Here is a 26,411-nt window from a genome sequence, read left to right as displayed (position 1 = left end):
GGGAGCATCCCATGCAGCACGAAACCCACACCCACGGCATCAACATGTCGGCCCTGGGGCGCGACAAGCAGAGCCTGAGCCTGGCCCAGGAAACCGTGGCCATCGAAGTGCCGGGCCTTAGCCTGTACTACGGTGAAAAGCAGGCGCTGTTCGACGTCAGCATGAACATCCCGAAACAGCGCGTGACCGCCTTCATCGGCCCGTCCGGCTGCGGTAAGTCCACGTTGCTGCGCACCTTCAACCGCATGAACGACCTGGTCGACGGTTGCCGCGTAGAAGGTGCGATCAACCTCTACGGCACCAATATCTACCGCAAGGGCGAAGACGTGGCCGAGCTGCGTCGCCGTGTAGGCATGGTGTTCCAGAAGCCCAACCCGTTCCCCAAGACCATCTACGAAAACGTGGTCTACGGCCTGCGCATCCAGGGCATCAACAAAAAACGCATCCTCGACGAAGCCGTTGAGTGGGCCCTCAAAGGCGCGGCACTGTGGGATGAGGTCAAAGACCGCCTGCATGACTCGGCACTCGGCCTGTCCGGCGGCCAGCAGCAACGTCTGGTGATCGCCCGTACCATCGCCGTGGAGCCGGAAGTGCTGCTGCTCGACGAACCGTGCTCGGCTCTCGACCCGATCTCGACGCTGAAAGTCGAAGAGCTGATCTACGAGCTCAAATCCAAGTTCACCATCGTCATCGTGACCCACAACATGCAACAGGCGGCTCGGGTTTCCGACTACACCGCGTTCATGTACATGGGCAAACTGGTGGAATTCGGCGACACCGATACCCTGTTCACCAATCCGGCGAAGAAGCAGACCGAAGACTACATCACCGGTCGTTACGGCTAGAACGCGGTGGTTCTGATTGCACTGAATGCTGCGGTTCTCCGCACCTTACCGGACGTTCCAAGGACGCCAACATGATTAGCAAAGAAGGCCTTACCCATCACATCTCCGCGCAGTTCAACGCCGAGCTTGAGGAAGTGCGCAGCCACCTCCTGGCGATGGGCGGGCTGGTGGAGAAGCAAGTCAACGACGCCGTCACCGCGCTGATCGAGGCCGACTCGGGCCTGGCCCAGCAAGTGCGTGAAATCGATGACCAGATCAACCAGATGGAACGCAACATCGACGAAGAATGCCTGCGCATTCTGGCACGTCGCCAGCCGGCGGCCTCCGACTTGCGTTTGATCATCAGCATTTCCAAGTCGGTGATCGACCTGGAGCGCATTGGCGACGAAGCCACCAAGATCGCGCGCCGCGCCATCCAGCTGTGCGAAGAAGGCGAAGCGCCGCGTGGTTATGTGGAAGTGCGCCACATCGGCGACCAGGTGCGCAACATGGTGCGCGATGCGCTGGACGCCTTTGCCCGCTTCGACGCTGAGTTGGCGCTGTCGGTGGCGCAGTACGACAAGACCATCGACCGCGAATACAAAACCGCGCTGCGCGAGCTGGCCACCTACATGATGGAAGACCCACGCTCTATCTCGCGGGTCTTGAACATTATCTGGGTTCTGCGTTCGCTGGAGCGTATCGGCGACCACGCGCGCAATATCTCCGAGCTGGTCATTTACCTGGTGCGCGGCACCGACGTACGGCACATGGGCCTCAAGCGCATGAAAGCCGAAGTTGAAGGCACAGCCGATCAAATCCCTAATGTTCCGGGCGTACCTGACGATAAGTAAGTTGCCCGAGAAATTAACGCCCGGCCATTGGTCGGGCGTTTTCGTTTGCGGCATCTGAATTTTTTGCGCAGCAGGAGCAATAAAGTCCTTCTGTGACCAGCGAGTTTTGGCAAAATGCCATCAGTCAGGCGTTTTGCGTGCCGAAGTTTTTATAGGATGAAGGGTCGATGAGTAAAGTCAGTGTGTTGGTGGTGGATGACGCCTCGTTTATCCGCGACCTGGTGAAGAAGTGCCTGCGTAACTACTTCCCCGGGATCAAGATTGAAGATGCGGTGAACGGCAAAAAGGCGCAATCCATCCTGATGCGCGAGACCTTCGACCTGGTGCTGTGTGACTGGGAAATGCCCGAAATGTCAGGCCTGGAACTGCTGACCTGGTGCCGTGAACAGCCGCACCTGAAGGCCATGCCGTTCGTGATGGTGACCAGCCGTGGCGACAAGGAAAACGTGGTCCAGGCGATCCAGGCCGGGGTTTCCGGCTACGTCAGCAAGCCATTCACCAACGAGCAGTTGCTGAACAAGGTCAAGCAGGCCCTGCACAAGATTGGCCGCCTTGACGCCCTGATCGCCAGCGCACCGACAAAAATGAACTCAGCCTTCGGCAACGATTCCCTGAGCGCCCTGACCGGCGGCAAGCCTGAAGCCGTCAAACCGGCACCAGTGGCGGCCGCGCCAAGCAAAGGCTTGCTCAACAGCCCGCCCGTGCAGGCAGCGCCGGCCGCCTCGCCGGCGGGTGGTCGTGGCCAGGGCCAACTGCGCCTGTCCAGCGGCACCCAGCAGTGCGTGATCAAGGCGCTGAGCATCAAGGAGGCGCTGCTGGTAGTGCGTCGCGGTGAAGTCCTGCCCCAAGTGCTGGAAAGCGCGGTGCTGGACCTTGAGCAAGGCGACAACGCCGAAGTCGCGCGCCTCAACGGCTACCTGCACGCCATCGTCGCCTACGAGCCCAAGCCCGACAGCGACTGGCTGCAATTGACCTTCCGGTTCATCGACCAGGACGCTCAGAAGCTCGACTACATCTCCCGCCTGATCGCACGCGGCACGGCGCAAAAGCACTTTGTGCCGGGTGCGTGATCTACACAGCGCCCCATAACCAATGTGGGAGCGGGCTTGCTCGCGAAGGCGGTGTATCAGTCAACATCTTCGGTGACTGACACTCTGCTTTCGCGAGCAAGCCCGCTCCCACATTTTGATCTTCTTTGTTTAGCCGAAGGCTTTGTTGATCAATCCAGCAACAACACCTTGGCCAACACGATCTTCGGCCCTTTCATCTTCTTGATGATGATGCGCAAGCCTTCAACTTCCAGCACTTCTTCCTCTTCCGGCACGCGTTTGAGGGTGTCGTAGATCAGCCCGGCCAGGGTTTCGGCTTCGATGTGGTCCAGGTCGACGCCCAGCAGGCGTTCCACCTTGAACAGCGGCGTGTCGCCACGCACCAGCAGTTTGCCCGGCTGGTAGGCGAGGATGCCGCGTTCGGCCTTGCGGTGTTCGTCCTGGATATCGCCGACCAGCACTTCCAGCACGTCTTCCATGGTCAGGTAGCCGATGATCTTGCCATCGGCTTCCTCCACCAGGGCGAAGTGCGCGCCGCCTTTGCGGAACTGCTCCAGCAGTTGCGACAGCGGCATGTGCCGCGACACGCGCTCCAGCGGGCGGGTCAGCTCGGCCAGGTTGAACGACTCGGGGATGTGGTCCAGCGCCGCCAGTTCCAGCAGCAGGTCCTTGATGTGCAGCAGGCCGACAAACTCGTTGCGCACCGCGTCATACACCGGGTAGCGGCTGAATTTGTGGCGGCGGAACAGCGCGAGGATTTCTTTGAGCGGGGCGTTGAAGTCCAGGGTTACCAGGTCTTCGCGGGAGTTGGCCCAGTCGACCACTTCCAGCTCGCCCATTTCCACGGCGGAGGCGAGTACGCGCATGCCTTGGTCGCTCGGGTCCTGGCCACGGCTGGAGTGCAGGATCAGCTTGAGTTCTTCACGGCTGTAATGGTGCTCATGGTGCGGGCCAGGCTCGCCTTGGCCGGCAATACGCAAGATGGCGTTGGCGCTGGCGTTGAGCAGGTAGATCGCCGGGTACATCGCCCAGTAGAACAGGTACAGCGGCACCGCCGTCCACAGCGACAGCAGCTCGGGTTTGCGGATGGCCCAGGATTTAGGCGCCAATTCACCGACCACGATGTGCAGGTAGGAAATCACGAAGAAGGCGGCAAAGAACGACACGCCCTTGATCACTTCCGGTGATTGCACGCCCACGGCGCCCAGCAACGGCTCAAGGATGTGCGCAAACGCCGGCTCACCGACCCAACCCAGGCCCAGGGAGGCGAGGGTGATACCCAGCTGACAGGCCGACAGGTAGGCGTCGAGCTGGCTGTGCACGGTGCGCAGGATCTGCCCACGCCAGCCGTTCTTGTGGGCGATGGCCTCGACCCGCGTGGCGCGCAGTTTGACCATGGCAAATTCCGCCGCAACGAAGAAACCGTTGAGCAGTACCAGGATCAGTGCAAAAAGAATCATGCCGAAGTCGGCGAAGAGCGTAGCGAGGGTGATACCAGGGGAAGGGTCCATGATGGGGTTTTGCAGGTTCCGTGTGTTCAATAAGGGGTGACAGAAGGGCCTGAAAGGCAGGCGCAAGTCGGCCAATGTAGCGGCTGACGGGGCGCTTGCCTAGTGCCCGCTGCCGGGTGGGGCCTGGAATACGCTCGTCAACACGCTGCATGTCCAATGTGGGAGCGGGCTTGCTCGCGAATGCGCTGGGTCAGTCAACACATTCATAGCTGACCCACCGCCTTCGCGAGCAAGCCCGCTCCCACACTTAATCCGGTGTTGTTTTCGGGTTATTCATCTGTGCCGATCACCCGCGAGCGGGTCATTTGCACAGGCGGAAAGTGGCAGGTAAACGTGCTGCCATGCCCCAGCACGCTGCTGATTTCCAGCCGTGCGCGATGGCGCAACAGCACATGCTTGACGATGGCCAGGCCCAGCCCGGTGCCGCCGGTGTTGGAGTTGCGGCTGGAGTCGACGCGGTAGAAGCGCTCGGTCAGGCGCGGGAGGTGCTTGGCGTCGATGCCGATGCCGGAGTCCTGCACGCTCAGGTGCGCCCCGTGTTCATCGGCCCACCAGCGGATGCGGATATTGCCCTTGTCCTGGGTGTACTTCACCGCGTTGAACACCAGGTTGGAAAACGCACTGCGCAACTCGCCTTCGCTGCCTTTGAGCAGCACCAGCGGGTCGGCTTCCAGGGTGATCTGTTGCCCGCGCTCGCCGGAAAGCGCCTGGGCGTCGTTCTTGATGGTCTGCAACAGGCTCTGCACCGCCACCGGATGGTTATCCGACGGGTAATCGGTGGCTTCAAGTTTGGCCAGCAACAGCAGGTCGTTGAGCAGGGTTTGCATGCGCGAACCTTGCTGCTGCATCTGCTGCAGGGCACGGCTCCAGCGCGGGTTGATCTCGTCGACATTGTCCAGCAGCGTCTCCAGGTAGCCGCAGATCACCGTCAACGGTGTGCGCAGCTCGTGGGAGACGTTGGCGACGAAGTCTTTGCGCATCTGTTCCAACTGGTGGATGCGGGTCACGTCGCGCACCAGCATCAGGTGCTCGTTGTTGCCGTAGCGCGTCAGGTACAGCTGAATGCGCACGCGGTCGTTGGTGGGCGAGGGGATTTCCAGTGCTTCTTCGTAGTTCTCCTGTTCGAAGTACTCCTTGAAGCGCGGGTGGCGCACCAGGTTAGTGACTGGCTGGCCGCTGTCCTGGGGCGTCTTGAGGCCCAGCAGGGTCTCGGCGGCGCGGTTCCACCATTCCAGGTTGCCGTCGCTGTCGAGCATGATCACCGCGTCTTTGAGCGCGGCAGTGGATTCCTGTACGCGGTCGATCACCGCTTGCAAGCGCCCGCGTACACGTTGGTCGCGGCGTTGCAGGTGGTAGATGCTGTCGAACACCTCGCCCCACAGGCCGTAACCGTCGGGTGGCGCTTCATCGGGTTTGTGCTGGCGCAGCCATTCATGCAGGCGCAGCAGCTGTTTGAGCGTCCAGCCCAAATACAGGCCGATACCAACGGCCAGGCTCCAGCCGTATTGGCCGCTGACCAAACCCACCACCAGGCAGCCGGTGATCAACAGCAGCATGTGGCGGATCAGGGTGCCATGCCAGTTCTGGTTCACTTAAACATGCGTCCTTGTCAGCTGTTAAGGAAAGGGAAGGGCTGGCTCAGCCTTTGGTGGAAAAGCGGTAGCCGGTGCCGCGCACGGTTTGTACCAGATTCTCGTAGGCATCGCCCAAGGCTTTGCGCAGGCGGCGTATGTGCACGTCAACCGTGCGCTCTTCCACGTACACGTTGCCGCCCCACACTTGGTCGAGCAACTGGCCGCGGGTGTAGGCGCGTTCCTGGTGAGTCATGAAGAATTGCAGCAGGCGGTATTCAGTCGGGCCCATCTCGGCCGGCTTGCCGTCGATGGTCACGCGGTGGCTGATTGGGTCCAGAATCAGGCCGTCGACTTCGATCGGGGCTTCGCCATCAGTCGGCCCGGCGCGGCGCAGTACGGCTTTCAGACGAGCGACCAGCTCACGTGGGGAAAATGGCTTGGTGATGTAGTCATCGGCGCCGACTTCCAAGCCCTGGATCTTGTTGTCCTCTTCGCCCTTGGCGGTGAGCATGATGATCGGGATGTCCCCGGTCAGCTCATCGCGCTTGAGGCGGCGGGCCAGTTCGATGCCGGAGGTGCCGGGCAGCATCCAGTCCAGCAGGATCAGGTCCGGCTTGCGGTCGACGATAATGGCATGGGCCTGCTGGGAGTTCTCCGCCTCCAGGCAGTCATAGCCGGCCATTTCCAACGCAACGGCGATCATCTCGCGAATGGGCGCTTCGTCGTCAACGATCAGAATGCTCCTGCCAACCATGCTCAAAATCCTCTTGTCATTTAACTGTCTTGCGCCGCATTAGATAACGGAATTATTGCAGTCGTGTGACAGTAATTTAGTCGCTTGGGCAATTAACGGCACTCTGAACTACCCTTTGGGTCCGAATCCTGACAACCACAAAAGGAAGGTTCCTATGACTAACTGCAATGTTTCCTGGAAAGCCCTGCTGGTAACGGCCGCGTTGACGCTGCCGACACTGGCATTTGCCGCCGACCCGGCAATGACCAAAGACGGCATGTTGGTGGACCACAAGGGCATGACGCTCTACACCTTCGCCAAGGACGCCGATGGCAAATCCATGTGCAACGATAAGTGCGCCACCAACTGGCCGCCGTTGATGGCTGAATCCACCGACAAGCCGATGGGCAAGTGGACCGTCATCACCCGTGATGATCAAAAAAGCCAATGGGCCTACAGCGGCAAGCCGCTTTACACCTTCGTCATGGACAAAAAGGCCGGTGACATGACCGGTGAAGGCAAAATGGACGGGGCCTGGAAAGTCGCCAAGCCTTGACTCTGCGGCGCCATTGAAACCATCGCGGGCAAGCCCGCTCCCACACTTGGAATGCGGCCCAAATGTGGGAGCGGGCTTGCCCGCGATGGCGTCAGCACTGAATTACCGAAACCCGTAATCCGCCACAATCCCGACAAAAATCGCCAACCCCGCCCAGTGGTTGTGCAAAAACGCCTTGAAGCATTTCATCCGATCCTTGTCCCGGGTGTACCAGAACTCCCAGGCAAAACAGCCTGCCGCCGCCAGCAGCCCCAGGTGAAACCAGCCGCCCAGCTCAAACCGCAGGCCCGCCAACCACAGGCACACCAGCGACAACCCTTGCAGGGTGAGGATGATCACGCGGTCTGCATCGCCAAACAAAATAGCCGTGGATTTCACCCCGATCTTCAAGTCGTCATCGCGGTCGGTCATGGCGTAATACGTGTCGTAGCCCACCGTCCAGAGCAAGTTGGCGATGTACAGCAGCCACGCCGTGGCAGGCAGGTGGCCGGTCTCGGCGGTGAACGCCATGGGCATGCCCCAGGAAAATGCCGCGCCCAGCACCACCTGCGGGTAATAGGTGTAGCGCTTCATGAACGGGTAGCTCGCCGCCAGCGCCAGGCCGCCGAGCGACAGCAGGATGGTGGTGGCATTGGTCAGCAGCACCAACAGGAAGCTGATGCCCATCAGCACCGCAAAAAACACCAGCGCCTCTTTCGAGCTGATCTTGCCGCTCACCAACGGGCGTTGCTCGGTGCGTTTCACATGGCCGTCGACTTTGCGGTCGGCCCAGTCATTGATCACGCAGCCGCCGGCGCGGGTCAGCACCACGCCCAGCACGAAAATCACGATGTTGATAAAAGAAGGCGAGCCTTTGCCGGCGATCCACAGCGCCCACAGCGTCGGCCACAACAGCAGGTAGATGCCGATGGGCTTGTCCATGCGGGTCAGCTGAATGAAATCCCAGGCCCTGGGGTTCAGGTGGTTCAGGGATTTGAGCAGACGTTGATACATCAGCAGTTCTCCGGGTGTTCGTGCACCGCTTGCCACAGGCTCGGCAGGAAGATTTCCGCCACCAGCACGCTCAGTGACCCGCGATCAAAACGCGAGCGGCGGGCCCACAGGCCGTCGGCCTGGTCCGCAGACGGCAGCCATTGCCTTGGGTAGTGGCACACCTCGATGGCCTGGCGGGTGAAGGCGCGGTCGCAGAACAGCAGCTCGCCCAATGATCGGCTGCCCAGCTCATCCATGTGCAAGCCGTCGCCCTGCAAGGCACTGCGCGCCGCCACGCTGCGCGCAAATACCCACGGCTGGCCGTGCCCACGCAAATACACTTCGCGCACCCAACCGACAGTTGCCGGGTCCAGACCCAGCGCGGCGCATTCATCGTCACGCAATGGTTGCCAGCCTTCGAACAACGGCGTCACGCTGAAACCGTCGTTGGACAGCCACGTGAGCCGGCGCGTCAGCGAGCCTTCGTCGAACAGCCAGTTGAGGGTCAAAGGCGCGGGCAGGGGGCTCAGAAGGCTCTGGGTCAGCCATTGGCAAGCATCGGGAAAGTCGATTGAGTGCGGCACGGTGAGTCAGTATCGGCAGCAAAAGAGGCGGCGAGCTTACCATGGCGCCCCGGACTTTTGCCGGGCTGAACCGGCCCCATGCGTCGATCACGCTTGCATCTGCCGGCCCCGATCAGTACAAAACGCCCTGAGCCGCACGGCAATGTTGATCTATCGACCGTCGGCCAAGATGCCTGGACCCTGAGGAAGCAAGTAATGAAGAAGTGGCAATGTGTAGTCTGCGGCCTGATCTATGACGAAAAAGACGGCTGGCCGGATGACGGTATCGCGCCGGGTACTCTGTGGCAGGACGTTCCGGAAGACTGGCTGTGCCCGGATTGCGGCGTGGGCAAAATGGATTTCGAAATGATCGAAATCGGCTAATTCGAAGTTTAAGAACCGTACTACAAGGAGAAAGGAATGAACGCACCTGTCGTGATCATCGGCACAGGATTGGCCGGTTACAACGTGGCCCGGGAATTTCGCAAGCTCGACAGCGAGACGCCATTGCTGCTGATCACCGCAGATGACGGGCGCTCCTACTCCAAGCCCATGCTCTCCACCGGCTTTGGCAAGAACAAGGACGCCGACGGCCTGAGCATGGCCGAACCGGGCGCCATGGCCGAGCAACTCAAGGCCGAAGTGCGCACCCACACGCGCATCAGCGGCATCGACCCGGGCCATAAGCGCCTGTGGATCGGCGAAGAAGCGGTGGCTTATCGCGACCTGATCCTGGCCTGGGGCGCAGAGACTGTGCGTGTTCCGGTCGAAGGCGACGCGGCTGAACTGATTTTCCCGATCAACGACCTCGAAGATTACGCACGCTTTCGTGCCGCTGCGGCCGGCAAGCGCCGCGTGCTGTTGCTCGGCGCCGGCCTGATCGGCTGTGAGTTTGCCAACGACCTGATCCTTGGCGGCTATGAAATCGACCTGGTGGCGCCGTGCGAGCAAGTCATGCCGACCCTGCTGCACCCGGCAGCCGCCGCAGCGGTGCAAGCCGGGCTGGAAGGCCTCGGCGCGCGCTTCCACCTCGGCCCGGTGCTCAACCGCCTGCAGCGTACGGCTGACGGCCTGGAAGCGCACCTGTCGGACGGTGAAGTGATCCACTGCGACCTGGTTGTCTCGGCCATCGGCCTGCGCCCGCGCGTGGACCTCGCCGCGGCCGCAGGCCTGCAGATCAACCGAGGGATTATGGTGGACCGCCACCTCAAGACCTCCCACGCCAACATCTACGCCCTGGGCGATTGCGCCGAGGTCGATGGCTTGAACCTGCTGTACGTCATGCCATTGATGAGCTGCGCCCGCGCCCTGGCCCAGACCCTGGCCGGCAACGCCACGGCGGTCAGCTACGGGCCGATGCCGATCACCGTGAAAACCCCGATCTGCCCGCTGGTGGTCTCGCCACCGCCACGCGGCACCGAAGGCGTATGGAGCGTCGAAGGGCAGGGCGCCGACATCAAGGCCTTGTGCCGCGACGCCAGCGGCCGCCTGCTGGGTTATGCGCTGACCGGCAGCGCCGTGATGGAAAAACTGGCCCTGAACAAGGAACTCCCGCCGTTACTGGCGTAAATACTGGTCGTTCTGTCGGAATCAGCACGTTCTTACCGCCAGAAAGGTCGCCGCGAGACTGGCGGAGCGTGCGAGGGCATGCCATCCTCACTCCCGTCTGCCGCAGAGTAGAGCCTGCGGCGCCTTGGGCGCTGCTCCACAAGAGAGCAGCACGGACATAACAACAAAAAACCGTCAAAGAGGCTTCACTTATGCGTAAACCAGAACTCGCAGCCGCCATTGCTGAAAAAGCAGATCTCACCAAAGAACAGGCCAACCGCGTACTCAACGCCGTTCTCGAAGAAATCACCGGCGCCCTGCACCGCAAGGACAGCGTCACCCTGGTTGGCTTCGGCACCTTCCTGCAGCGCCACCGTGGCGCCCGCACCGGCAAAAACCCGCAAACCGGTGAGCCGGTAAAAATCAAGGCCAGCAACACCGTTGCGTTCAAGCCGGGCAAGTTTCTCAAAGACAGCGTCAACCCGTAATCGCGGGACCGTCTGAAGGGAGGCGGGTTGGTAAGAAAATGGGCACGCCGACTGGGTTGGGTGCCCATTTTTTGTGGGGACTAGTTCGCCATCAACTTAAAAGTCGTAAACCCAAAGCTCAGTGAATACGTAGTCGAGGTCGAAATGATCGGTCAAAGAATCGAAGTCATCGTATTCTTCCGGCAAAGAGAGGCCTATGCCGCTGATATTGTCTATTTGCACGAACCCGGACCAAGCCATTTGCGTTTTGGAGAGCTTTAGAACATCGGCGACCGTCATTCCCGGCCAGAGTTTACTTTCATAATTACCCTTGAATGCAGCATTGCAAGAGATGGCAGAAATGGTGCCATCGGCGCCGTGGTAAGCCGTAATTAATCCATCGTTGATCGTGAGAGAGTTGGGGCCGTTATGGATTTTGTATCTGCTTGATAAGCGTGCCTGAACCTGGGAAATATTTTCGCCGATGGTTATTCCACCGATCGAAGTTTTCGGGACTATTGCATTAGTTAAATCCATAGCGACCTCTATTTCGGGGCATTCATTAACGTGCCGTCTACAAAAACTGGGTTGTCGAAGATTTTTTCGTATTTTACAAAGTCCTTAGGGGCTATGCGCCCTTGGACTTCCCCATTGCGGTAGACCTTCCAGTAGCTTGATTGGTGGACACCACCACCCGGGTGGTAGTCCAGGACGTCCTTGTTTCCAGATTTTGTCGTCCTAGTGAATTGAGTGTGCTGAGTTTTGTTCGTGCCTACGTTTGTGATGTTTTTCGTATAGCCTTTTTTCAGCAGTGACGCTTCAACTTGCTCAGGGGTTTTACCGGAAAGCTTGCTTACCCATCTTTTAGAAATGTTTTGCCTTTTATTGAAGGCTTTTGTGCAAGTTAATCCGAGTGGGTCTATCCACTCGAATGGATTTTTTGCATAGGTGTAAAGATTAATACCGCCGTATAGGCCGACCGGATCCGGCGTAGTAAACCGCCCCACATCCGGATCATAAAACCTGAACGTATTAAAATGCAGCCCCGTCTCCCGGTCCAGATATTGCCCCTGAAACTGCAGGTTCTGCTCTTCAAGAAAATACGCTTCGCGCGCTTCCTCCTGTGTGCTCCCCCACACTCTGTAGGTCGCGCGCCAAACATCATGACCATCGGCTTCGGTCAGTTGCTCCGGCAAGCCATTGAGATCGTTATGGTAATGGCGGATTTTCTGCAACGGTCCTATCCCGTCGACGCGGGCAAGGGGCTCGTAGTTGTAGTCCTGATAAATATATAGGCTGGTCTGGCTGTGTCTGTGTTCCTGCAATAACCGCAACCCAACCCAGATGAACCGCGTCACACCCAGTGGATGACCATCGCTGCCAAGTTCCGTTTTTTCAATTCGCCGACCAAGCGGATCGTAGGTCATCCTGACTACGCTGCCGTTTTCATTGCGCACTTGCACCAGCCGGCTTTCGGCATCGTAGGCAAACCGCTGCAAACCCCGCGCGGCACTGCGCTTTTCAATCATTCGCCCAAGAGCGTCGTACTTTTAACGTTTGTCTTGATACGTGAGCAGCCGGTTATGTCGTACCAGGCCGCCTTGGCCTGGGCCGTCGAGCAAATTGGCAGCGGCATCGTAGGCATAGGTTTCGCTGTGCCCCATCTGATGGCTGACGAGGATTCGTCCCGTACTGTCGTAACCCAAGTGCTCTTGGCGGTCAGTGCGGCGACGTCCGATCAGATTATCGCTGGGGTCATAGCTGTAATCGGTCTCGACCAACGGCGGCAACTGCCACGGCTGGTCGATAGTGCGGCGCTGACGCGAGCGAACCCGTCCACTGCGATCAGTAGAGGCGGTTCAGCCAGTGGCCGTCCGGCAGCTGGGTCTGATCAGGTGGCCGAGTTCGTTGTAGTGATGTTGCAGGTTGCCGGCGGCACTCCGTTCGGCAAGCAACTGGCCGACAGCGTCGTAGGCCAAACCCAGAGCCTGGGCGTTGCCTTGCAGATCAGTGGACGGAAAAGAAGGCGCTTTTGTTTAGGCGCGAGATGGTAAATAAACTCGTCCCATTTTTCTGCTTGTTTTATTGGGCGAATATCGGTGTGTGCTGACGCTTTAGTGCTTGATCGAGCTCTGAGTTAAACATGATGTTGCCGACTGCGCTCATCATAGCTTATCGAGGCTGGCAGCGGTGGTGGTGTAAAACGCCATACCTGACTTGTCGATGACTTTTATTCTTCCGTTTTCTTCCTTGATATCTTTTAGGTAAGGAAGGAAGACTACTTCATCAGGAGCTGTTCGCAAAATCTCTTTGTCGAGCACACAGGTGTTGTTCTTCAAAACTTTAAAATTCAATAAGAAAACATCGATTGTCAGGCGACATTCAAGTACGCAGGTACACGCAGGGTTTTTTATTTTTTTACTCTTGAAAACCCACTCGTTTTTAAAGTGGTTACGGCGAAACTCATCAAGGGTGTCTTTGAATAGGGCGACAGGAAGCGCTATGTGTTTTATCGCTTTTGCCAACCCATTCAACAACAAGCTTATAAAAAACTCATTGAGTTCGTCTGACGTTACGCAGTTTTTATAGGCGACCTCGTCCATCGTGACCGGCACAATGAGTGCGCCGCTGGAGTTCACGTATATCTCCTGCGTAGTGTGCTTGGTTCCGACAAAGCAAATTTTTTTGAAGCCCTCCGTCTCGAATTTTTGGGCGCTCAAATGGCGCTCCAGAAAATTGCAGACAGATCGGCTTTGATCGCGGAATGGATGAATGATCTCGTCGCTGTATTCGGTCAAGTCCGGGTACAGGTACACTTCTTTTAAAATCATGGCCTTGAATGCCTCGCTGGGTCTAATTCCTGCCTGCGGCGGTTCGCATTTCGTTGCTCCCAACGCTCGATTTTCCACCGAGCGCCGGGGCCCGCCGGCACCTTCTTGATTACTCTGGACTCATACCGTCCTGTATTACCCGGTTCTGCGTTCCAGTCTCTAACCTGTTTTTCGGCTCGCGCCGATTTTCCATTTTTCTTTATTTTGCCGCCGCTCACACCGGTCTTCGCAACTTTTCCGGTGCGCGTGTCTACGACTTCATAGCCGTGTTGTGCCTTGCGGCTTTTTCTCGAGTTGCCGTGGCATGACCAGCCCCAAGGATCTATCCACCCTAAAGGGTTGGGAGCGTACTGGTAAAGGTTGATTCCCCCCAATAGCTCGATGGGGTCTGGTGTGGTGAATCGCCCAATATCCGGATCATAGAAGCGAAAGGTATTGAAGTGCAGGCCAGTCTCGCGATCCAAATATTGGCCCTGGAATCGCAGATTCTGCTCTTCGATGTAGTGAGGCTCACGAACCTCTTCAATGGTATTGCCCCAGACCCGATAACGAGCGTGCCAGACGATATTACCCGTGGCATCCGATAGTTGTTCGGGCAGTCCGTTCTGATCATTGTGGTAATACCGAATTTTTTGTTGGGCGCCCACACCATCCACACGTGAAAGCGGCTCGTGGCTGTCTGTTCCATAGAGGTACAGGCTAATCAGACTGTTCTTTTGCTCTTGAAGCAGCCGCAATCCGTCCCAGATGAAATGTGTTTCGCCTAGTGGAAACCCGCGGATGTCATGTTCAGTTTTTAGTGTCCTTCGACCTAGCGGGTCGTAGCACATTTTGACGACAGTTTCTTGAACTCCGTTGGTGTTGTGAACTTCAATCAAACGATGCTCTGCATCATAAAAGAAGCGTTGTACTCGATGACTACCGGTACGCTTCTCTACCATTCGACCGAAGGCATCGTAGCGATATCGTTTGTCCTGATAGGTCAGTAGTTTGTTATGTACCACCAGTCCTGCACCGGGCTGGGGACCGTCCAGCAAGTTGGCGGCAGCGTCGTAGGCAAACGTTTCGCTCAGCCCCTGAAGGTTGTCTTGGTTGGCGACAATACGTCCCGTCGCATCGTAGTGGAGCAATTGTTGACGACTGGCAACCGGCGTACGGTCAATGCGGGTGATCAGATTGTCGTTGGCGTCGTAATTGAAATGCTTCTGTACTCTAGGCGGTAGCAGTGTTGGCTGGTCGGCATTACGCAGTATGCGCGAACGCAGGCGCCCACCACGGTCATACTCGCTCCGCGTAGTAATGTGTCCTTGAGTACGCAGGACCTCACGGTGCAGCCGGTCCCGCTCGAAATCACTGATCAACTGACCATCGAGGTTCAGTTGATGCAGATGACCACTTCCGTAGTAGAGACGGTTGATATGGCGCCCATCGGGCAATTGCGTTTGTATCAGGTTACCCAGTTCGTCGTAGTGATGACGCAGGCTGCCTGCTGAGCTTTGTTCTTCCAGCAATTGGCCGACAGCATCGTAAGTAAATGACAGGCTTTGCTCGCAGCCTCGGGTATCTGTGAATGTGGCAACGGTAAGTTGGTTGACGCTGTCGTAGGTGTAGTCGGTTCGACCATCGGCCGTTACTTTTCCGATCAATCTGCCAGCGGCGTCCCGTTCCAAATGATGAGTGATGGGATCTACTGGTGTGTCGGGTACAAGTGCCAGTCCAGAACCATAGGGGGCGGGTATATGGGACTCGAGAATGGCATTGTCCAATCCGTCATAGGCATAGCGTCGGGCGCTGCCATCCAAGTCTTGTTGCTCGACGATTCGGTCGACCGCATCCCAGATAAATCGATACTGTTCACCGTTTTCATTGGTCAGTGCCTGGAGACGACCATAGGCATCATAGTTAAATTGAACGTGGCGCCCGTGGGCGTCGATGCGTTGGCGAACTTGCCCACGTCCATCGTATTGATAGGCAGTGGTGTTGCCGGCTGCATCGATGTGTTGGGTGAGCTGGCCACTTGTGTCACGCAGGTATTCTTCAACGCGGCCATCTGGCAGCTGGTAATGCAGCAGACGCCCGCGAGCGTCATGCAGGTAAGTCGTGCGCTCGCCGAGCGCATCGGTGATGGTCTGTAAATAACCGCGATGGTCGTAGCTGAATTTTGTTGAGTAACCTGAGCAGTCGATATGCTCTGACAGCTGCCCGTATTTATTCCAGCGCAAGGTGTTGCTTTTACCTGCGGGGTCGACAATCTCTACGATCTGGCCACCAGCGTTATAACGGTAGCGAGTGACGAGACCCAGCGGATCTGTTTCGCGGACACAATTGCCGCTGGCGTTATATTCGTATTGCCAACTGCTGCCGGCACTATCGGTTTCAACCAGTGGAAGAGACCAATGTTCCAGCCATAAAACGGATTCAATACGACCCAATGGGTCACTGGATGTACTGAGGTTGCCGCTCTCATCGTAGCTATATTCATAGCGCCCACCCAGCGGATCAGTCGCGCTGAGCAACTGACGTTCGTCATTCCACTCAAATAGCCAGGTCTGGCCGAGGTTATCGCTGTATTGAATGATCTGGTGCTGAGTGTTCCAGTACCGCGTACTCACGCGCTGCAGGCCATCGGTGATGCGCGTTAAGCCATCCTGCAGGTCATAGTCGAACTGGTAAGCGTCGCCCTCATCGGTCCAATGCCTGACCACGCGCCATTCCAGGCCTTCAACCAGTGCCCACTCATAGAAACAGCGCAATCCGGTGGGCAATTGATGTTCCACCATTCGGCGCCCGGCATCGTAGACGAAGCGCCGCTGGACTTGATCTGTTGCATCACGCACTTGCGCGAGATTGCCCGCCGCGTCGTAGCCGTAGCTCACGAGCACTTCGCGACGTTGATCCGGGTAGAGGCGCTCAATATGAGCCACATGACCCTGATCACGAATCAGCTCAACCTGAACCAGATCGAACGTATCGCGCAGTCGCACCAAGTGGCCGGTTTCGTCATAGTCGAGGTAGATGCGGTTGTCGTTACGATCACCCAGTTGGGTCAGACGCAGTCGCGACGGGTCTGCTGGAGCAGCTTCGAACAAACGGTACATGCCGTCGTCGCTTTCGATCAGCAATTGCCCGTTGAGGTGTCGCCGCACCGCAAGCCCTTCACCGGCGCTGAACACCGCGCCGCCCAACGGAATCGAGCCCATGTCGATGGGCCGGCCCTGCTCGTCGGTATACACGAGCGTTTCGCCGCCCTCGGGATGCGGCTGAATGTCGACGCACACTTCGTAGGCCACGCTCCAGCCGACGCCAAACAGGCTGCCCTGGCGTTCATCGCGGCTGTTGTAGAAGCGCTGCCAGTCAATCGGGAGGATACCCGGCAGCACAAAATCCAGGTCGTCGACACCGCCCAATACCTTTGCGCCCGTCGCAGCATGCACCGGATTCGACGAGCCCATCGCGGCGTTGGCCGCAGCGTCCATCGCGCTGCTGATGGCCATCGAGGTCGCGCCGCTGACCAACATGCACGGCAACTTGCTGAAGAACTTGCCCTTGCCACCCTTGAGCATCAACAGCGCTGTAACCGCCAGCCCGACTCCGGGCGTCTTGCCGCTGCGAATTTCACGCACCACCACCGAACCGCCACCAATGGTCACGTTGGAGGAAATCAGCCCGGACGACACCACCGTCGCATCGCAGGTACTGCGATCACCACTGCGCACGGCGGGTTGGCCGTTGATAGTGACCTTTTCCGAACCCTCGGCCAGAAACTGCGGCGGCATTGGCGGGTGCTTCATGCACACCACCAGGTCCAGCGGTTTTGGCACGGCGCCCGGCGCGGGCGTCGCGACGGTGGGGCGCCACATCTGCGAGAAGAAACCTGCGGCCATATCCAGGTAACTGGCTTCCGGCTCGGGCTTGGCTTCTTCCAGCTCAGTGCCGGCCGGGGTGACATGGGAGCTGATCGCCCCAGCCGCGCGGGCGGCGGGAATGTTGTTGGTCAGCGTATTGGTGGAACCGGTGAGAATATTCGCCTGCACCGTGGGCGGAAACAGGGCGTTACTGAAGGCATCGCATATCTTGGTCAGCCCTTTGTCCGCGCCACTTTTGCTCATGGCCAGGCCAACAATCGTGCCCACCACCGCACCCAGCAGAAAGCAGCCGAGGCCACCGGTGACCACGGTAATGCCGGTGGCAGCAACCACGGCAGCCGTCGCCACCGCCGTGATCGCGATATTGGCCGCCACTTCCAGCACACCGCCAAGGATGTCCGCCATCATCGAAGTGTGGGAGAGCGCATCGCCCATCCGGGCTGCCCATAACGCGTCAGACATGCAGGCAGCTCATCAAGAAATAGCGTCAAACGACAGCGAATTTTTAATCGTCGCCCAGTGCGCTGCCTCGGCTTCCCCGAGTTTTTCGGCCTTTACATAACTCAAGGCGAGCATCTTGCGCGTACCCGGCAACACCAGCGCCAACTGATACTGGAACACCTTGTCATTGCCCTTGTTGAACTGGCTGCGCAACTCGATACCTTCCACCTCTTGAGCCGCGCCCAAGCGCACGGTAACGCTCGGTTGGCAACGCAAGTCCTGCACCTGTTTTTCCAGACGCTTGAGCTGGTCGTCGAAGTTGCTGTGCAGGGTTTCGCCTTCGGCGAGCAGGCTGCGGCTGATGATCAGGGAGGTGCCCAGTTCCGGGAACTTGAGGATATTGATCGTTGCGTCCTGCAACTCTGCGGCCGGCAGCTGGAACTGAAATTCGTTGATTCGGTACGTCATGGCAAACAGGTCTCGTCAGGAGCTTTTAGGCGTGGGGAACGCGGCTTTGATGTTGGCGTCGATGCTGGCTTTCTGGCCTTGACCATCGGGTGTGGCGCCCGGGCCACCGCCGTTGTTCAGGTGCAGGAGGCCGCCGGTATTAAACTCGGCATCGCCGCTGGCATAGAAACTGATGTTCACACCCGTGAGGTTGATCTGCCCGCTGGCATTCAACTCCAGAATGCTTTCGCCGCAGACCAGCCGCAGGTTCTCGCCCACTTCAATCACGTAGCTCTGGCTGATGCTGTCGGTCTTCCTTAGGCCCACCGAGAGAATGTCCTCCTGCTTGACGATGCGCAGGCGATTATTCCCAATCGTCACCGTCTCGTTGTGCCCAATGCTCTTGTTGCGGTCATGCCCCACCGAGTGGCTTTCATCCACCTCGACCACGATGTCCTGATTCCTCTCGGCATGGATGTACAACTGCTCCAACCCCTTCTTGTCCTCCATGCGGATTTCATTGAAGTTCGCCGGCGTGCCACCCTTGCTCGAGCGGCTTTTCATGCCGCTCTGGGTGGCGTTTTCCGGCAGGTCGTAAGGCACCGTTTGCTCGGCGTTGTAGACGCGGCCGGTAATGATTGGCCGGTCCGGGTCACCCTCAAGGAAGCTCACAATCACTTCCTGGCCGATGCGTGGTATCTGCATCGAGCCCCAATTTTTACCGGCCCAGGATTGCGACACACGAATCCAGCACGAGCTGTTTTCGTTGGATTGGTCGTGGCGGTCCCAGTAGAAGTGCACCTTGACGCGGCCGTACTGGTCGGTCCAGATTTCTTCGCCTTTGGGGCCGACCACCAATGCGGTCTGCGGGCCTTTGACGATGGGCCTGTGTGTGTTCGCCAGCGGGCGGAAGCTCTGTTGGGCGTCGATGCAGGTCAGGCTGCTTTCAAACTGCGCCGAACCCGAACCGCCGCCGCTCTCCAGGCTTTCCTGGGTGATGTAATAGCGGCAGCCGACGATCAGGTATTCGCGGTTCTGGTCCTGGCGACTGAAGCCGGTGAGGCTGAATAAATGACCCGAGCCCAGGCCACGGGCGTTGCCGCTGAACTCGATTTGCTCATGCAGGGTTTGCAAGGCTTCGATGCGCGTGCGCGCGTAGTGTTCGCCGTCTTCACTTTGCACGTAGGTGCCGGGGTAGTCGTACAGCGGGTAGTCGCCAGCGGTGTGCGGGCGTGGCATGGCTGAACGCACATCGATGCTGGCACTGGGGCGTTGGAAGTCGTAGTCATTGAGCTCCAGCGAGCCCGGCTGTACCTCGTGCGCCAGGTGCCAGTTGTGCATATGGTCGCGTTCGCGCTGCTGCTCGTCCTTGGGGTAGTACGGAATCGACGCATAGCCCGGCACCGTGGTGTGGGCGCCATAGGCGTCGGCCAGCACCAGCACATGGCGGTCCTGTTCATGGCGGAAGAAGTAGTAAATGCCTTCCTGTTCCATCAAGCGGCTGACGAAATCGAAGCTGGTCTCGCGGTACTGCACGCAGTATTCCCACTCGCGGTACGGGCGGCTCAGGGCATCTTCGAAGTCGGAAAAGCCCAGGTCGCGGAACACCTGCTTGATGATCTGCGGGATGCTCAGGTTCTGGAAAATCCGGCAATCGGAGGTGCGGCTGAGCAGCCAGAACCACGGGCGCAGCGTCACCTGATAACTGGCGAACTGGCCCTGGTCGATGTTCTGGCTGCAACGGGCGACGATACCGTGGAAGTGCCGCTCGCCACCGTCCGCCAGTTGCAGGCCGACGCTCATGGGCTTGCCGAGCAACTGGTTGAGGTCAATGTTGGCGTCCAGCGAGGTCAGTTGCAGCTCATAGTTGAACAGCCTGCCCAGCTCTTCGCCGCCGCCCATTTCATTGAGCAACAGCACATCCGGCCCGAGCGGGCTGGTGATCTTGGCCAGGCGTGAGGCTTGGTTGAATAGCATCGGTTAACCCTAATAACTGAAGGAACTCAATCCAAATGTGGGAGCGGGCTTGCTCGCGAAGGCGGTGTGTCAGTTGATGCATTCGGTGACTGATTTACCGCCTTCGCGAGCAAGCCCGCTCCCACAGTTTTGACTGTGATCCGTCAGTTCAATCGCTGAAGTCGTAGTGCAATTCATTATCCCGGCTGCTGATCCGCACGCCCGCCAGTGCCTTGCCTTCGAGCATGCGCGTGAGGAATTCACGGCTCATGTCCGGCAGCAGGCTGTTGGTCAGGATGGTGTCGATCATGCGGCCGCCGCTTTCGGTTTCGGTGCAGCGCGAAACGATTAAATCGACCACAGCATCGTCGTAGTCGAAAGCGACTTTGTGGGTATTCTCCACGCGTTTTTTGATGCGGTTCAGTTGCAGGCGCGTGATCGCCTTGAGCATCTCATCGCTGAGCGGGTAGTACGGAATCGTCACCAGGCGACCAAGCAATGCCGGTGGGAAAATCTCCAACAGCGGCTGGCGCAACGCCTTGGCGATTTCTTCCGGCTCGGGAATGTTCGCCGTGTCTTTGCAGACCTGGGAAATCAGCTCGGTGCCGGCGTTGGTGGTCAGCAGAATCAGCGTGTTCTTGAAGTCGATCACCCGGCCTTCGCCGTCTTCCATCACGCCCTTGTCGAACACCTGGAAGAAGATTTCATGCACGTCCGGGTGGGCTTTTTCCACCTCGTCCAGCAGCACCACGCTGTAGGGTTTGCGCCGTACCGCTTCGGTCAGCACACCGCCTTCGCCGTAGCCGATATAGCCCGGTGGTGCGCCCTTGAGCGTCGACACGGTATGGGCTTCCTGGAACTCGCTCATGTTGATGGTGATCACGTTCTGCTCACCGCCGTACATCGCTTCGGCCAGGGCCAGGGCGGTTTCGGTCTTGCCCACACCCGAGGTGCCGGCGAGCATGAACACACCAATCGGCTTGCTCGGGTTGTCGAGGCCTGCACGCGAAGTCTGGATACGCTTGGCGATCATCTGCAGGGCGTGGTCCTGGCCGATGATGCGTTTTTTCAGGTGCTGGTCGAGGTTGAGCACCGTCTCCAGTTCGTTGCGCGCCATGCGGCCCACCGGAATGCCGGTCCAATCGGCGACCACCGAGGCCACGGCCTGGTAATCCACGGTCGGCAGAATCAGTGGGGTTTCGCCTTGCAGGGTGGTGAGGCGTTGTTGCAGGTCCACAAGCTGTGCGCGTAACTCATCGTTGCCGCTGTCCACCACGCCTGCTTTTTCACGCAAGGTTGCGCGAGTGGCCAACAGTTCGTCGACGAGGGTTTTTTCTTCGGCCCAGCGGCTTTCCAAGGTTGCCAGGCGCTCGCGTTCGGCCGTCAGCAAGGCTTCGCTGTTGGTTTGGCGGGCACCAATCGCGATGCCGATGGCATGCTCGCGGGCGATGATTTGCAGCTCGGTTTCCAGCGCTTCGATACGCCGGCGGCTGTCGTCCACTTCGGCTGGCACCGCGTGCAGGCTGATGGCGACGCGGGCGCAGGCGGTGTCCAGCAAACTCACGGATTTATCCGGCAGCTGGCGCGCCGGAATGTAGCGGTGCGACAGCTTCACCGAGGCTTCCAGGGCTTCATCAAGGATCTGCACCTGGTGGTGTTTTTCCATGGTCGAGGCCACGCCGCGCATCATCAGCAGCGCTTTGTCTTCCGACGGTTCGGCAACTTGCACCACCTGGAAGCGGCGAGTCAGGGCCGGGTCTTTTTCGATGTGCTTTTTATACTCGGCCCAGGTGGTCGCGGCCACGGTGCGCAAGGTGCCACGTGCCAGAGCCGGCTTGAGCAAGTTGGCCGCATCCCCCGTCCCGGCGGCGCCACCGGCACCCACCAGCGTGTGGGCCTCGTCGATAAACAGGATGATCGGCTTGGGCGAGGCCTGCACGTCTTCAATGACCTGGCGCAGACGTTGCTCGAACTCGCCTTTCATGCTGGCGCCGGCTTGCAGCAGGCCCACGTCAAGGCTGCGCAGCTCCACGTCTTTGAGCGCAGGCGGCACGTCACCGGCGACGATGCGCAGGGCGAAACCTTCGACCACAGCGGTCTTGCCCACACCGGCTTCACCGGTGAGGATCGGGTTGTTCTGGCGTCGACGCATCAGGATATCCACCAGTTGGCGGATCTCTTCATCACGGCCAACGATGGGGTCGAGCTTGCCGCTGCGCGCCTGTTCGGTCAGGTCGACCGTAAAGCGCTTGAGCGCTTCCTGCTTGCCCATCGCGCTCGGCGCCATCGCCCCGCTGGCTTCGCCTGGAACGGCGCCCGCGTTGAAACCATCGCTGGCACTCAAGGCATTCTCGGGCGAATCACCGACGTATTCATCAAAGCGTTCGCTCAAGGCCTCAGCTTTGATTTTGTCGAACTCGGACGACAATCCCAGCAATGCATGACGCAGGCTTGGGGTCTTCAAAATGCCCAACACCAGATAACCGGTGCGCACCTGGCTCTCGCCAAACATCAGGCTGCCGTAGACCCAGCCGCGTTCCACGGCTTCTTCCACATGGGAGGACAGGTCGGTGATCGAGGTCGAGCCGCGCGGCAGGCGGTCCAGCGCTTCGGTCAGGTCACGGGCCAGGCGTGCGGGCTCGACGTTGAACTGGCGGATGATGCGGTGCAGGTCCGAGTCCTGCAGTTGCAGCAACTGGTGAAACCAGTGGGCCAGTTCCACATACGGGTTGCCCCGCAGTTTGCAGAACACGGTGGCGGCTTCGATGGCCTTGTAGGCCACGCTGTTGAGTTTGCCGAACAGTGCGGCGCGACTGATTTCACCCATGCTCTGGATTCCTTGAGGTGGTGGCGTGATCGGCGTAATGCCGGGCCAGGATTAGGTCGTTGGCGTCGTGCGCAGGTTGGCCGAGCCAGGTGTTGAAGCCCAGGCGGAACTGGCCATTGAGTTGCAGCGCCGGTACTTCGGGTTGTTGCAAAACCAGGTTCAGGTCCCAGTCCAATTCATGGCCCAGGTACTCGGCCACCCACGCCACCAGCTCGTTGAACGGCTGGCTGCCGGGTAGCATGCCCATGTAGTCATCGAGCGTGAGCGGGCCGAGGCGGATGCGGAATTTATGCTGGCGGTCCCACACATGGCTGCCCAGGCAAAAGTCCACGCCCAGCCTGTTGGCGCTGACGCTTACGCGGCTGCGCTCGGGCAGCTCCAGCCATTGGCCGACGTATTCTTCGATCTCCACCGGCAGGCCGAAGTACTCGCTGAGAATCGCCTTCAAGCCGTCCGGGTAGCGGGTTTGCGCCGACAGGTGGCCGCTGTAATGCAGCTTCGCCGTGTCGGGGATCAACCCCTGATTGAGCAGGCTCGGCATGCCCCGGCCACTCAGCGCCGCCAGGCGTGCGGACCAGTAATCGTCGTCCGGGCGGTCGTGGCTGACTGTCGGCCGCGCCTCGGCCCAGGCCCGGTAAAACAGGCTAAGCAGCCGATGGTGGAACACATCCAAAAACTGTTTGCTGGTGCTGTCGGCGTTATTGCGCTGACGCTCGCGCACGTACTCGGTGATGTGCAGCGGCAACGGGCCGTTGGGGCCGCCGAGGCCGAAGAAAAACTGCTCCAGGCGCGCGGGCTTGCCGTCGCCGCCGGGGTCGACCGAAGCCAAGGTCGCCGGCGCGAAGGTGCAATCCGCCTGTTGCCCCAGGCGCAGCGGGTCATCCGCCAGGCGCAGGGAATGGCCCAGGCGCGGCAGTTCCGGCGATTCGCACTCGATACGCCGCAACGCCTGGAAGAAATCGTATTCCCAGGGCTCCTGATGCATCGCATCCAGTGTGTTCACAGGGTCGGACGCCGCCCGGGCTTGGCTTTCCATCGCATGATCTCGCCGCGTTCGGTGGTACGGATCACCGTCTCGGTAAAGCTGTTGATCGACACGTAACGTGCCAGGAAGCGTTCCAGCACCGCACCGAGCAGAAACACGCCGGTGCCACGAAACGCGTTTTCATCGAATTCCAGGGTAATTTCCAAACCACGGCCAAACACGATCGGGCCAGGCATCGGCAGACGCCGGGTTACGGCTTTGCTGCTGACTTCGCGCAGGCCTTCGATCTGCAATTGCAGCGCCGCGTCGTTGCTGTCGCCGTACAGGCGCAGCAGTTCACGCAAGGCGCCGGCGCCCTGGCCCTGTTCGCTCAGCGACAGGTAATTGAGCGACAACTGGCTGATCAGGCGCCAGGCCTTGGCATCATGCGCATGGCTGGCGCGCGGGCGGCTCGGCCCGGCGACGCAGCGCACCGACAACACCGGCGCGCTGTCGGCCAGGGTGAAGTCAGTCTTGCCGTTGCCCACACTCATAAACAACGGCAAATCGCGATTGGTGCACAGCGCGGTCACGCCGAGTTGGCGCAGGTCATGGCGGTACGGCGCTTGCTGGCTGTCGACCAGGCTGACGAAGGTTTCACTGCCCACATACGTAGAGCGCGGGCCGTTGCGGCGCTGGTCGCTGGACAACACGCGCGGCTCGCGGCGCAGCGTGTAGTAAGCCTGGTCGCGGCCATAGCGCGAAGGATCACGCACTGCGTAGAACGGCAGGAACGGCTGCTCCGGCCCGGTGCCATGGCCGGTGATGCCGTTCAGCGAATGAATCTCGAAATCCATCGGCCGCGTGCGGTCGGCGATCACATGGTGTTCGTTGACGCGGTCCGACAGGTGGATACGGTCCACGCGCTTGGGGAACAGGTTGATCGCCGGCGTGCAGAACGGCATGAACTGCGCCGCGCCGACACTGCCTTCCAGGCTCGGCTCATGGCGGTCGAACAGCACGATCAGCTCCAGTTCCTGGCCGTCGCAGCGTTTGACCGCGCGGCTCAGTTCGGCGAATTCGACGAACAGGAAACGGTGGGGCAGGGCGAAGTATTCCTGCAACAGCCGATAGCCCTGAAACGCACGGGCCACCACCGGCATGGCGGCATCGGCGTCGTCAAAACCACGGGAGCGCAACGCGTCTTGCGGCAGGCGCTCGACCCAATCGCCACCGGGCTTGCGTGCAAACACCGCGCAGGCATTGCCGAGCAATTGTTCGTAAAGACGGAACGGCTGCTCGTCGGCGCCGCTGAGGTACAGCGGCAGGCTGTCGAGGTCGAGGCTGTTGAACGGCAATTCGGCGCCGGTGCGCAAGGTCAGGCGCAAACCGGCCTTGGCTTTCGGCTCGCTGGCGGCCAGGCGCCCGAGCACGGCGGCGGGGTTGCCGAAGTACTCGGCGCCACTGACCTGCAACGGCCACAGCGTCACCGGGTGCGCGGTGCGGTACTCGCAGCAGGTTTGGGTTTCGCGGCCCAGGGCGGCGCGCAACACGGTGTCGCGCGGCAGCGCAAAACCGCTGGCCAGTGAGCCTTCGTCGGGGTCGGTCTGCAGTTGCACCACGGTCATCGACGGCGTTGGTGCCAGGTAGTGCGGGTAGGCGATTTCCAGCAGGTTGTGGGTGAAGGTCGGGTACTCGGCGTCGAGCTTGAGCTGCACGCGGGCAGTCAGGTAGGCAAAACCTTCGAGCAAGCGTTCGACGTACGGGTCGGCGCAGTCCATACCGGACAGGGTCAGCCGACTGGCGATCTTCGGGTATTCCTTGGCGAACTCGGCAGCGCTTTCGCGCACGTGGTGCAGTTCCTGGTTGTACAGCTCCAGCAGGCGCGGGTTCATGGGCGCCTCCGCTGGTCGGCATTTACCACACGAACGTGGCCGGATTCCAGGTCGAGGTCGGTTTGCAGCAACAGGCGCAACGGCACCGGCTGCGCCCACAGGTCGCCTTCGATCTCGAAACTCAGCGCGTTGTGGTTCATCTCGCCATGGCCGACGCGGGCTTTGACGCGCAAGGTGTGGCGCAAAATGCGTGGCTCAAAGGTGGCGATAGCCTGGTAGATCAACGCTTCCAGCGCCTTGATATCGACACTGGAAACACTGTTGCCCGCCAGTGCCGGCAGGCCGTAATTGACCACCGACGTACCGGCCGGGGTGTGCAGCGTGGCATCGGCATCCAGCAACGACGTGGTGTTGAGCAGCCACGCCAGGTCGCGCAGAACCGAGGCTTTCAATTGGGTCAGGGACAGCACGCGTTTGTCGGCGCTTTCCTTGGGGTTGGTTGGGTCGTCGTCGGTCAACCGGTCCAACAGGGACGGTTGCAGACGGTCGCGGGAAGCGATTTCAGTTACCACCAAAGCAGCTCCACGGACGGG

The 26,411-nt window shown here is 59.6% G+C and carries 21 protein-coding genes and 1 pseudogene; 7 read left to right on the top strand and 15 right to left on the bottom strand.

Annotated features, from left to right (window positions below; all coding sequences use genetic code 11):
* Positions 1-11 precede the first annotated feature (11 nt).
* From pstB to HX783_RS09425, 3 genes are all read left to right on the top strand, one after another.
* Positions 12-845 (top strand): phosphate ABC transporter ATP-binding protein PstB, encoded by an 834-nt coding sequence (gene pstB / locus HX783_RS09435; protein ID WP_017135801.1) that lies wholly within the window; start codon positions 12-14, stop codon positions 843-845.
* A gap of 71 nt (positions 846-916) precedes the next feature.
* Positions 917-1,678, top strand: a complete 762-nt coding sequence (gene phoU / locus HX783_RS09430; RefSeq protein ID WP_159961118.1) for a phosphate signaling complex protein PhoU — start codon at positions 917-919, stop codon at positions 1,676-1,678.
* A 167-nt stretch (positions 1,679-1,845) separates the two neighbouring features.
* Positions 1,846-2,748 (top strand): response regulator, encoded by a 903-nt coding sequence (locus HX783_RS09425; RefSeq protein ID WP_159961117.1) that lies wholly within the window; start codon positions 1,846-1,848, stop codon positions 2,746-2,748.
* A gap of 149 nt (positions 2,749-2,897) precedes the next feature.
* On the opposite strand, the gene HX783_RS09420 is transcribed toward HX783_RS09425, so the two are convergent.
* The 3 genes from HX783_RS09420 to phoB all read right to left on the bottom strand — a co-directional run bounded on the left by HX783_RS09420 (position 2,898) and on the right by phoB (position 6,566).
* A complete protein-coding gene (locus tag HX783_RS09420) occupies positions 2,898-4,238 on the bottom strand; it encodes a hemolysin family protein (protein ID WP_053258701.1) in 1,341 nt (446 codons plus the stop codon).
* Between the two features lie 269 nt (positions 4,239-4,507).
* Positions 4,508-5,794, bottom strand: a complete 1,287-nt coding sequence (gene phoR, locus HX783_RS09415) for a phosphate regulon sensor histidine kinase PhoR (protein ID WP_218175199.1) — start codon at positions 5,792-5,794, stop codon at positions 4,508-4,510.
* An 82-nt stretch (positions 5,795-5,876) separates the two neighbouring features.
* Positions 5,877-6,566, bottom strand: coding sequence for a phosphate regulon transcriptional regulator PhoB (phoB, locus tag HX783_RS09410; protein WP_003195617.1), 690 nt, complete (start codon positions 6,564-6,566; stop codon positions 5,877-5,879).
* A gap of 154 nt (positions 6,567-6,720) precedes the next feature.
* Between phoB and HX783_RS09405 the strand changes: the two genes are divergently transcribed.
* Positions 6,721-7,101 (top strand): hypothetical protein, encoded by a 381-nt coding sequence (locus HX783_RS09405; RefSeq protein ID WP_159961105.1) that lies wholly within the window; start codon positions 6,721-6,723, stop codon positions 7,099-7,101.
* Between the two features lie 102 nt (positions 7,102-7,203).
* Here HX783_RS09405 and ubiA read toward each other — a convergent pair whose 3' ends face one another.
* Positions 7,204-8,094 (bottom strand): 4-hydroxybenzoate octaprenyltransferase, encoded by an 891-nt coding sequence (gene ubiA / locus HX783_RS09400; protein WP_159961103.1) that lies wholly within the window; start codon positions 8,092-8,094, stop codon positions 7,204-7,206.
* On the bottom strand, positions 8,094-8,657 hold the full coding sequence (locus HX783_RS09395) for a chorismate lyase (protein WP_159961092.1): 564 nt from the start codon (positions 8,655-8,657) through the stop codon (positions 8,094-8,096). The genes ubiA and HX783_RS09395 overlap by 1 nt, the downstream gene beginning before the upstream one ends.
* Before the next feature lie 195 nt (positions 8,658-8,852).
* Between HX783_RS09395 and HX783_RS09390 the strand changes: the two genes are divergently transcribed.
* From HX783_RS09390 to HX783_RS09380, 3 genes are all read left to right on the top strand, one after another.
* Positions 8,853-9,020, top strand: a complete 168-nt coding sequence (locus HX783_RS09390) for a rubredoxin (protein WP_003213373.1) — start codon at positions 8,853-8,855, stop codon at positions 9,018-9,020.
* A gap of 36 nt (positions 9,021-9,056) precedes the next feature.
* A complete protein-coding gene (locus HX783_RS09385; protein WP_177016717.1) occupies positions 9,057-10,205 on the top strand; it encodes an NAD(P)/FAD-dependent oxidoreductase in 1,149 nt (382 codons plus the stop codon).
* A gap of 191 nt (positions 10,206-10,396) precedes the next feature.
* On the top strand, positions 10,397-10,672 hold the full coding sequence (locus HX783_RS09380) for an HU family DNA-binding protein (protein WP_003177201.1): 276 nt from the start codon (positions 10,397-10,399) through the stop codon (positions 10,670-10,672).
* Between the two features lie 96 nt (positions 10,673-10,768).
* On the opposite strand, the gene HX783_RS09375 is transcribed toward HX783_RS09380, so the two are convergent.
* From HX783_RS09375 to tssE, 10 genes and pseudogenes are all read right to left on the bottom strand, one after another.
* Positions 10,769-11,188 (bottom strand): hypothetical protein, encoded by a 420-nt coding sequence (locus HX783_RS09375; RefSeq protein WP_177016716.1) that lies wholly within the window; start codon positions 11,186-11,188, stop codon positions 10,769-10,771.
* Between the two features lie 8 nt (positions 11,189-11,196).
* A pseudogene (locus tag HX783_RS09370) lies at positions 11,197-12,663 on the bottom strand (RHS repeat-associated core domain-containing protein); the annotation flags it as partial.
* A gap of 153 nt (positions 12,664-12,816) precedes the next feature.
* Entirely contained in the window at positions 12,817-13,482 is a 666-nt protein-coding gene (locus HX783_RS09365) for a hypothetical protein (protein WP_177016715.1), read from the bottom strand.
* Positions 13,479-17,810 carry an RHS repeat-associated core domain-containing protein gene (locus tag HX783_RS09360; RefSeq protein ID WP_177016714.1) on the bottom strand — a complete coding sequence of 1,444 codons (4,332 nt, stop codon included), beginning with the start codon at positions 17,808-17,810 and terminating at the stop codon, positions 13,479-13,481. The genes HX783_RS09365 and HX783_RS09360 overlap by 4 nt, the downstream gene beginning before the upstream one ends.
* A 12-nt stretch (positions 17,811-17,822) precedes the next feature.
* On the bottom strand, positions 17,823-18,257 hold the full coding sequence (locus HX783_RS09355) for a DcrB-related protein (protein WP_159961080.1): 435 nt from the start codon (positions 18,255-18,257) through the stop codon (positions 17,823-17,825).
* 15 nt (positions 18,258-18,272) lie between these two features.
* A complete protein-coding gene (locus HX783_RS09350) occupies positions 18,273-20,213 on the bottom strand; it encodes a type VI secretion system Vgr family protein (RefSeq protein ID WP_177016713.1) in 1,941 nt (646 codons plus the stop codon).
* Positions 20,214-20,361: 148 nt separating this feature from the next.
* Positions 20,362-23,019 (bottom strand): type VI secretion system ATPase TssH, encoded by a 2,658-nt coding sequence (gene tssH / locus HX783_RS09345; protein WP_177016712.1) that lies wholly within the window; start codon positions 23,017-23,019, stop codon positions 20,362-20,364.
* Complete coding sequence (gene tssG, locus HX783_RS09340; protein ID WP_159961074.1) at positions 23,012-24,055, bottom strand: type VI secretion system baseplate subunit TssG; 1,044 nt, start codon at positions 24,053-24,055, stop codon at positions 23,012-23,014. Before tssG ends, tssH begins: the two co-directional genes overlap by 8 nt.
* Positions 24,019-25,878 carry a type VI secretion system baseplate subunit TssF gene (gene tssF / locus HX783_RS09335; RefSeq protein ID WP_159961072.1) on the bottom strand — a complete coding sequence of 620 codons (1,860 nt, stop codon included), beginning with the start codon at positions 25,876-25,878 and terminating at the stop codon, positions 24,019-24,021. The genes tssG and tssF overlap by 37 nt, the downstream gene beginning before the upstream one ends.
* Positions 25,875-26,390, bottom strand: a complete 516-nt coding sequence (gene tssE / locus HX783_RS09330) for a type VI secretion system baseplate subunit TssE (protein WP_005792513.1) — start codon at positions 26,388-26,390, stop codon at positions 25,875-25,877. Before tssE ends, tssF begins: the two co-directional genes overlap by 4 nt.
* Between the last annotated feature and the right edge of the window lie 21 nt (positions 26,391-26,411).

Source organism: Pseudomonas sp. D2002 (assembly GCF_013385735.1).
Taxonomy (GTDB): domain Bacteria; phylum Pseudomonadota; class Gammaproteobacteria; order Pseudomonadales; family Pseudomonadaceae; genus Aquipseudomonas.
This window is presented reverse-complemented; position numbering and strand designations above follow the sequence as displayed.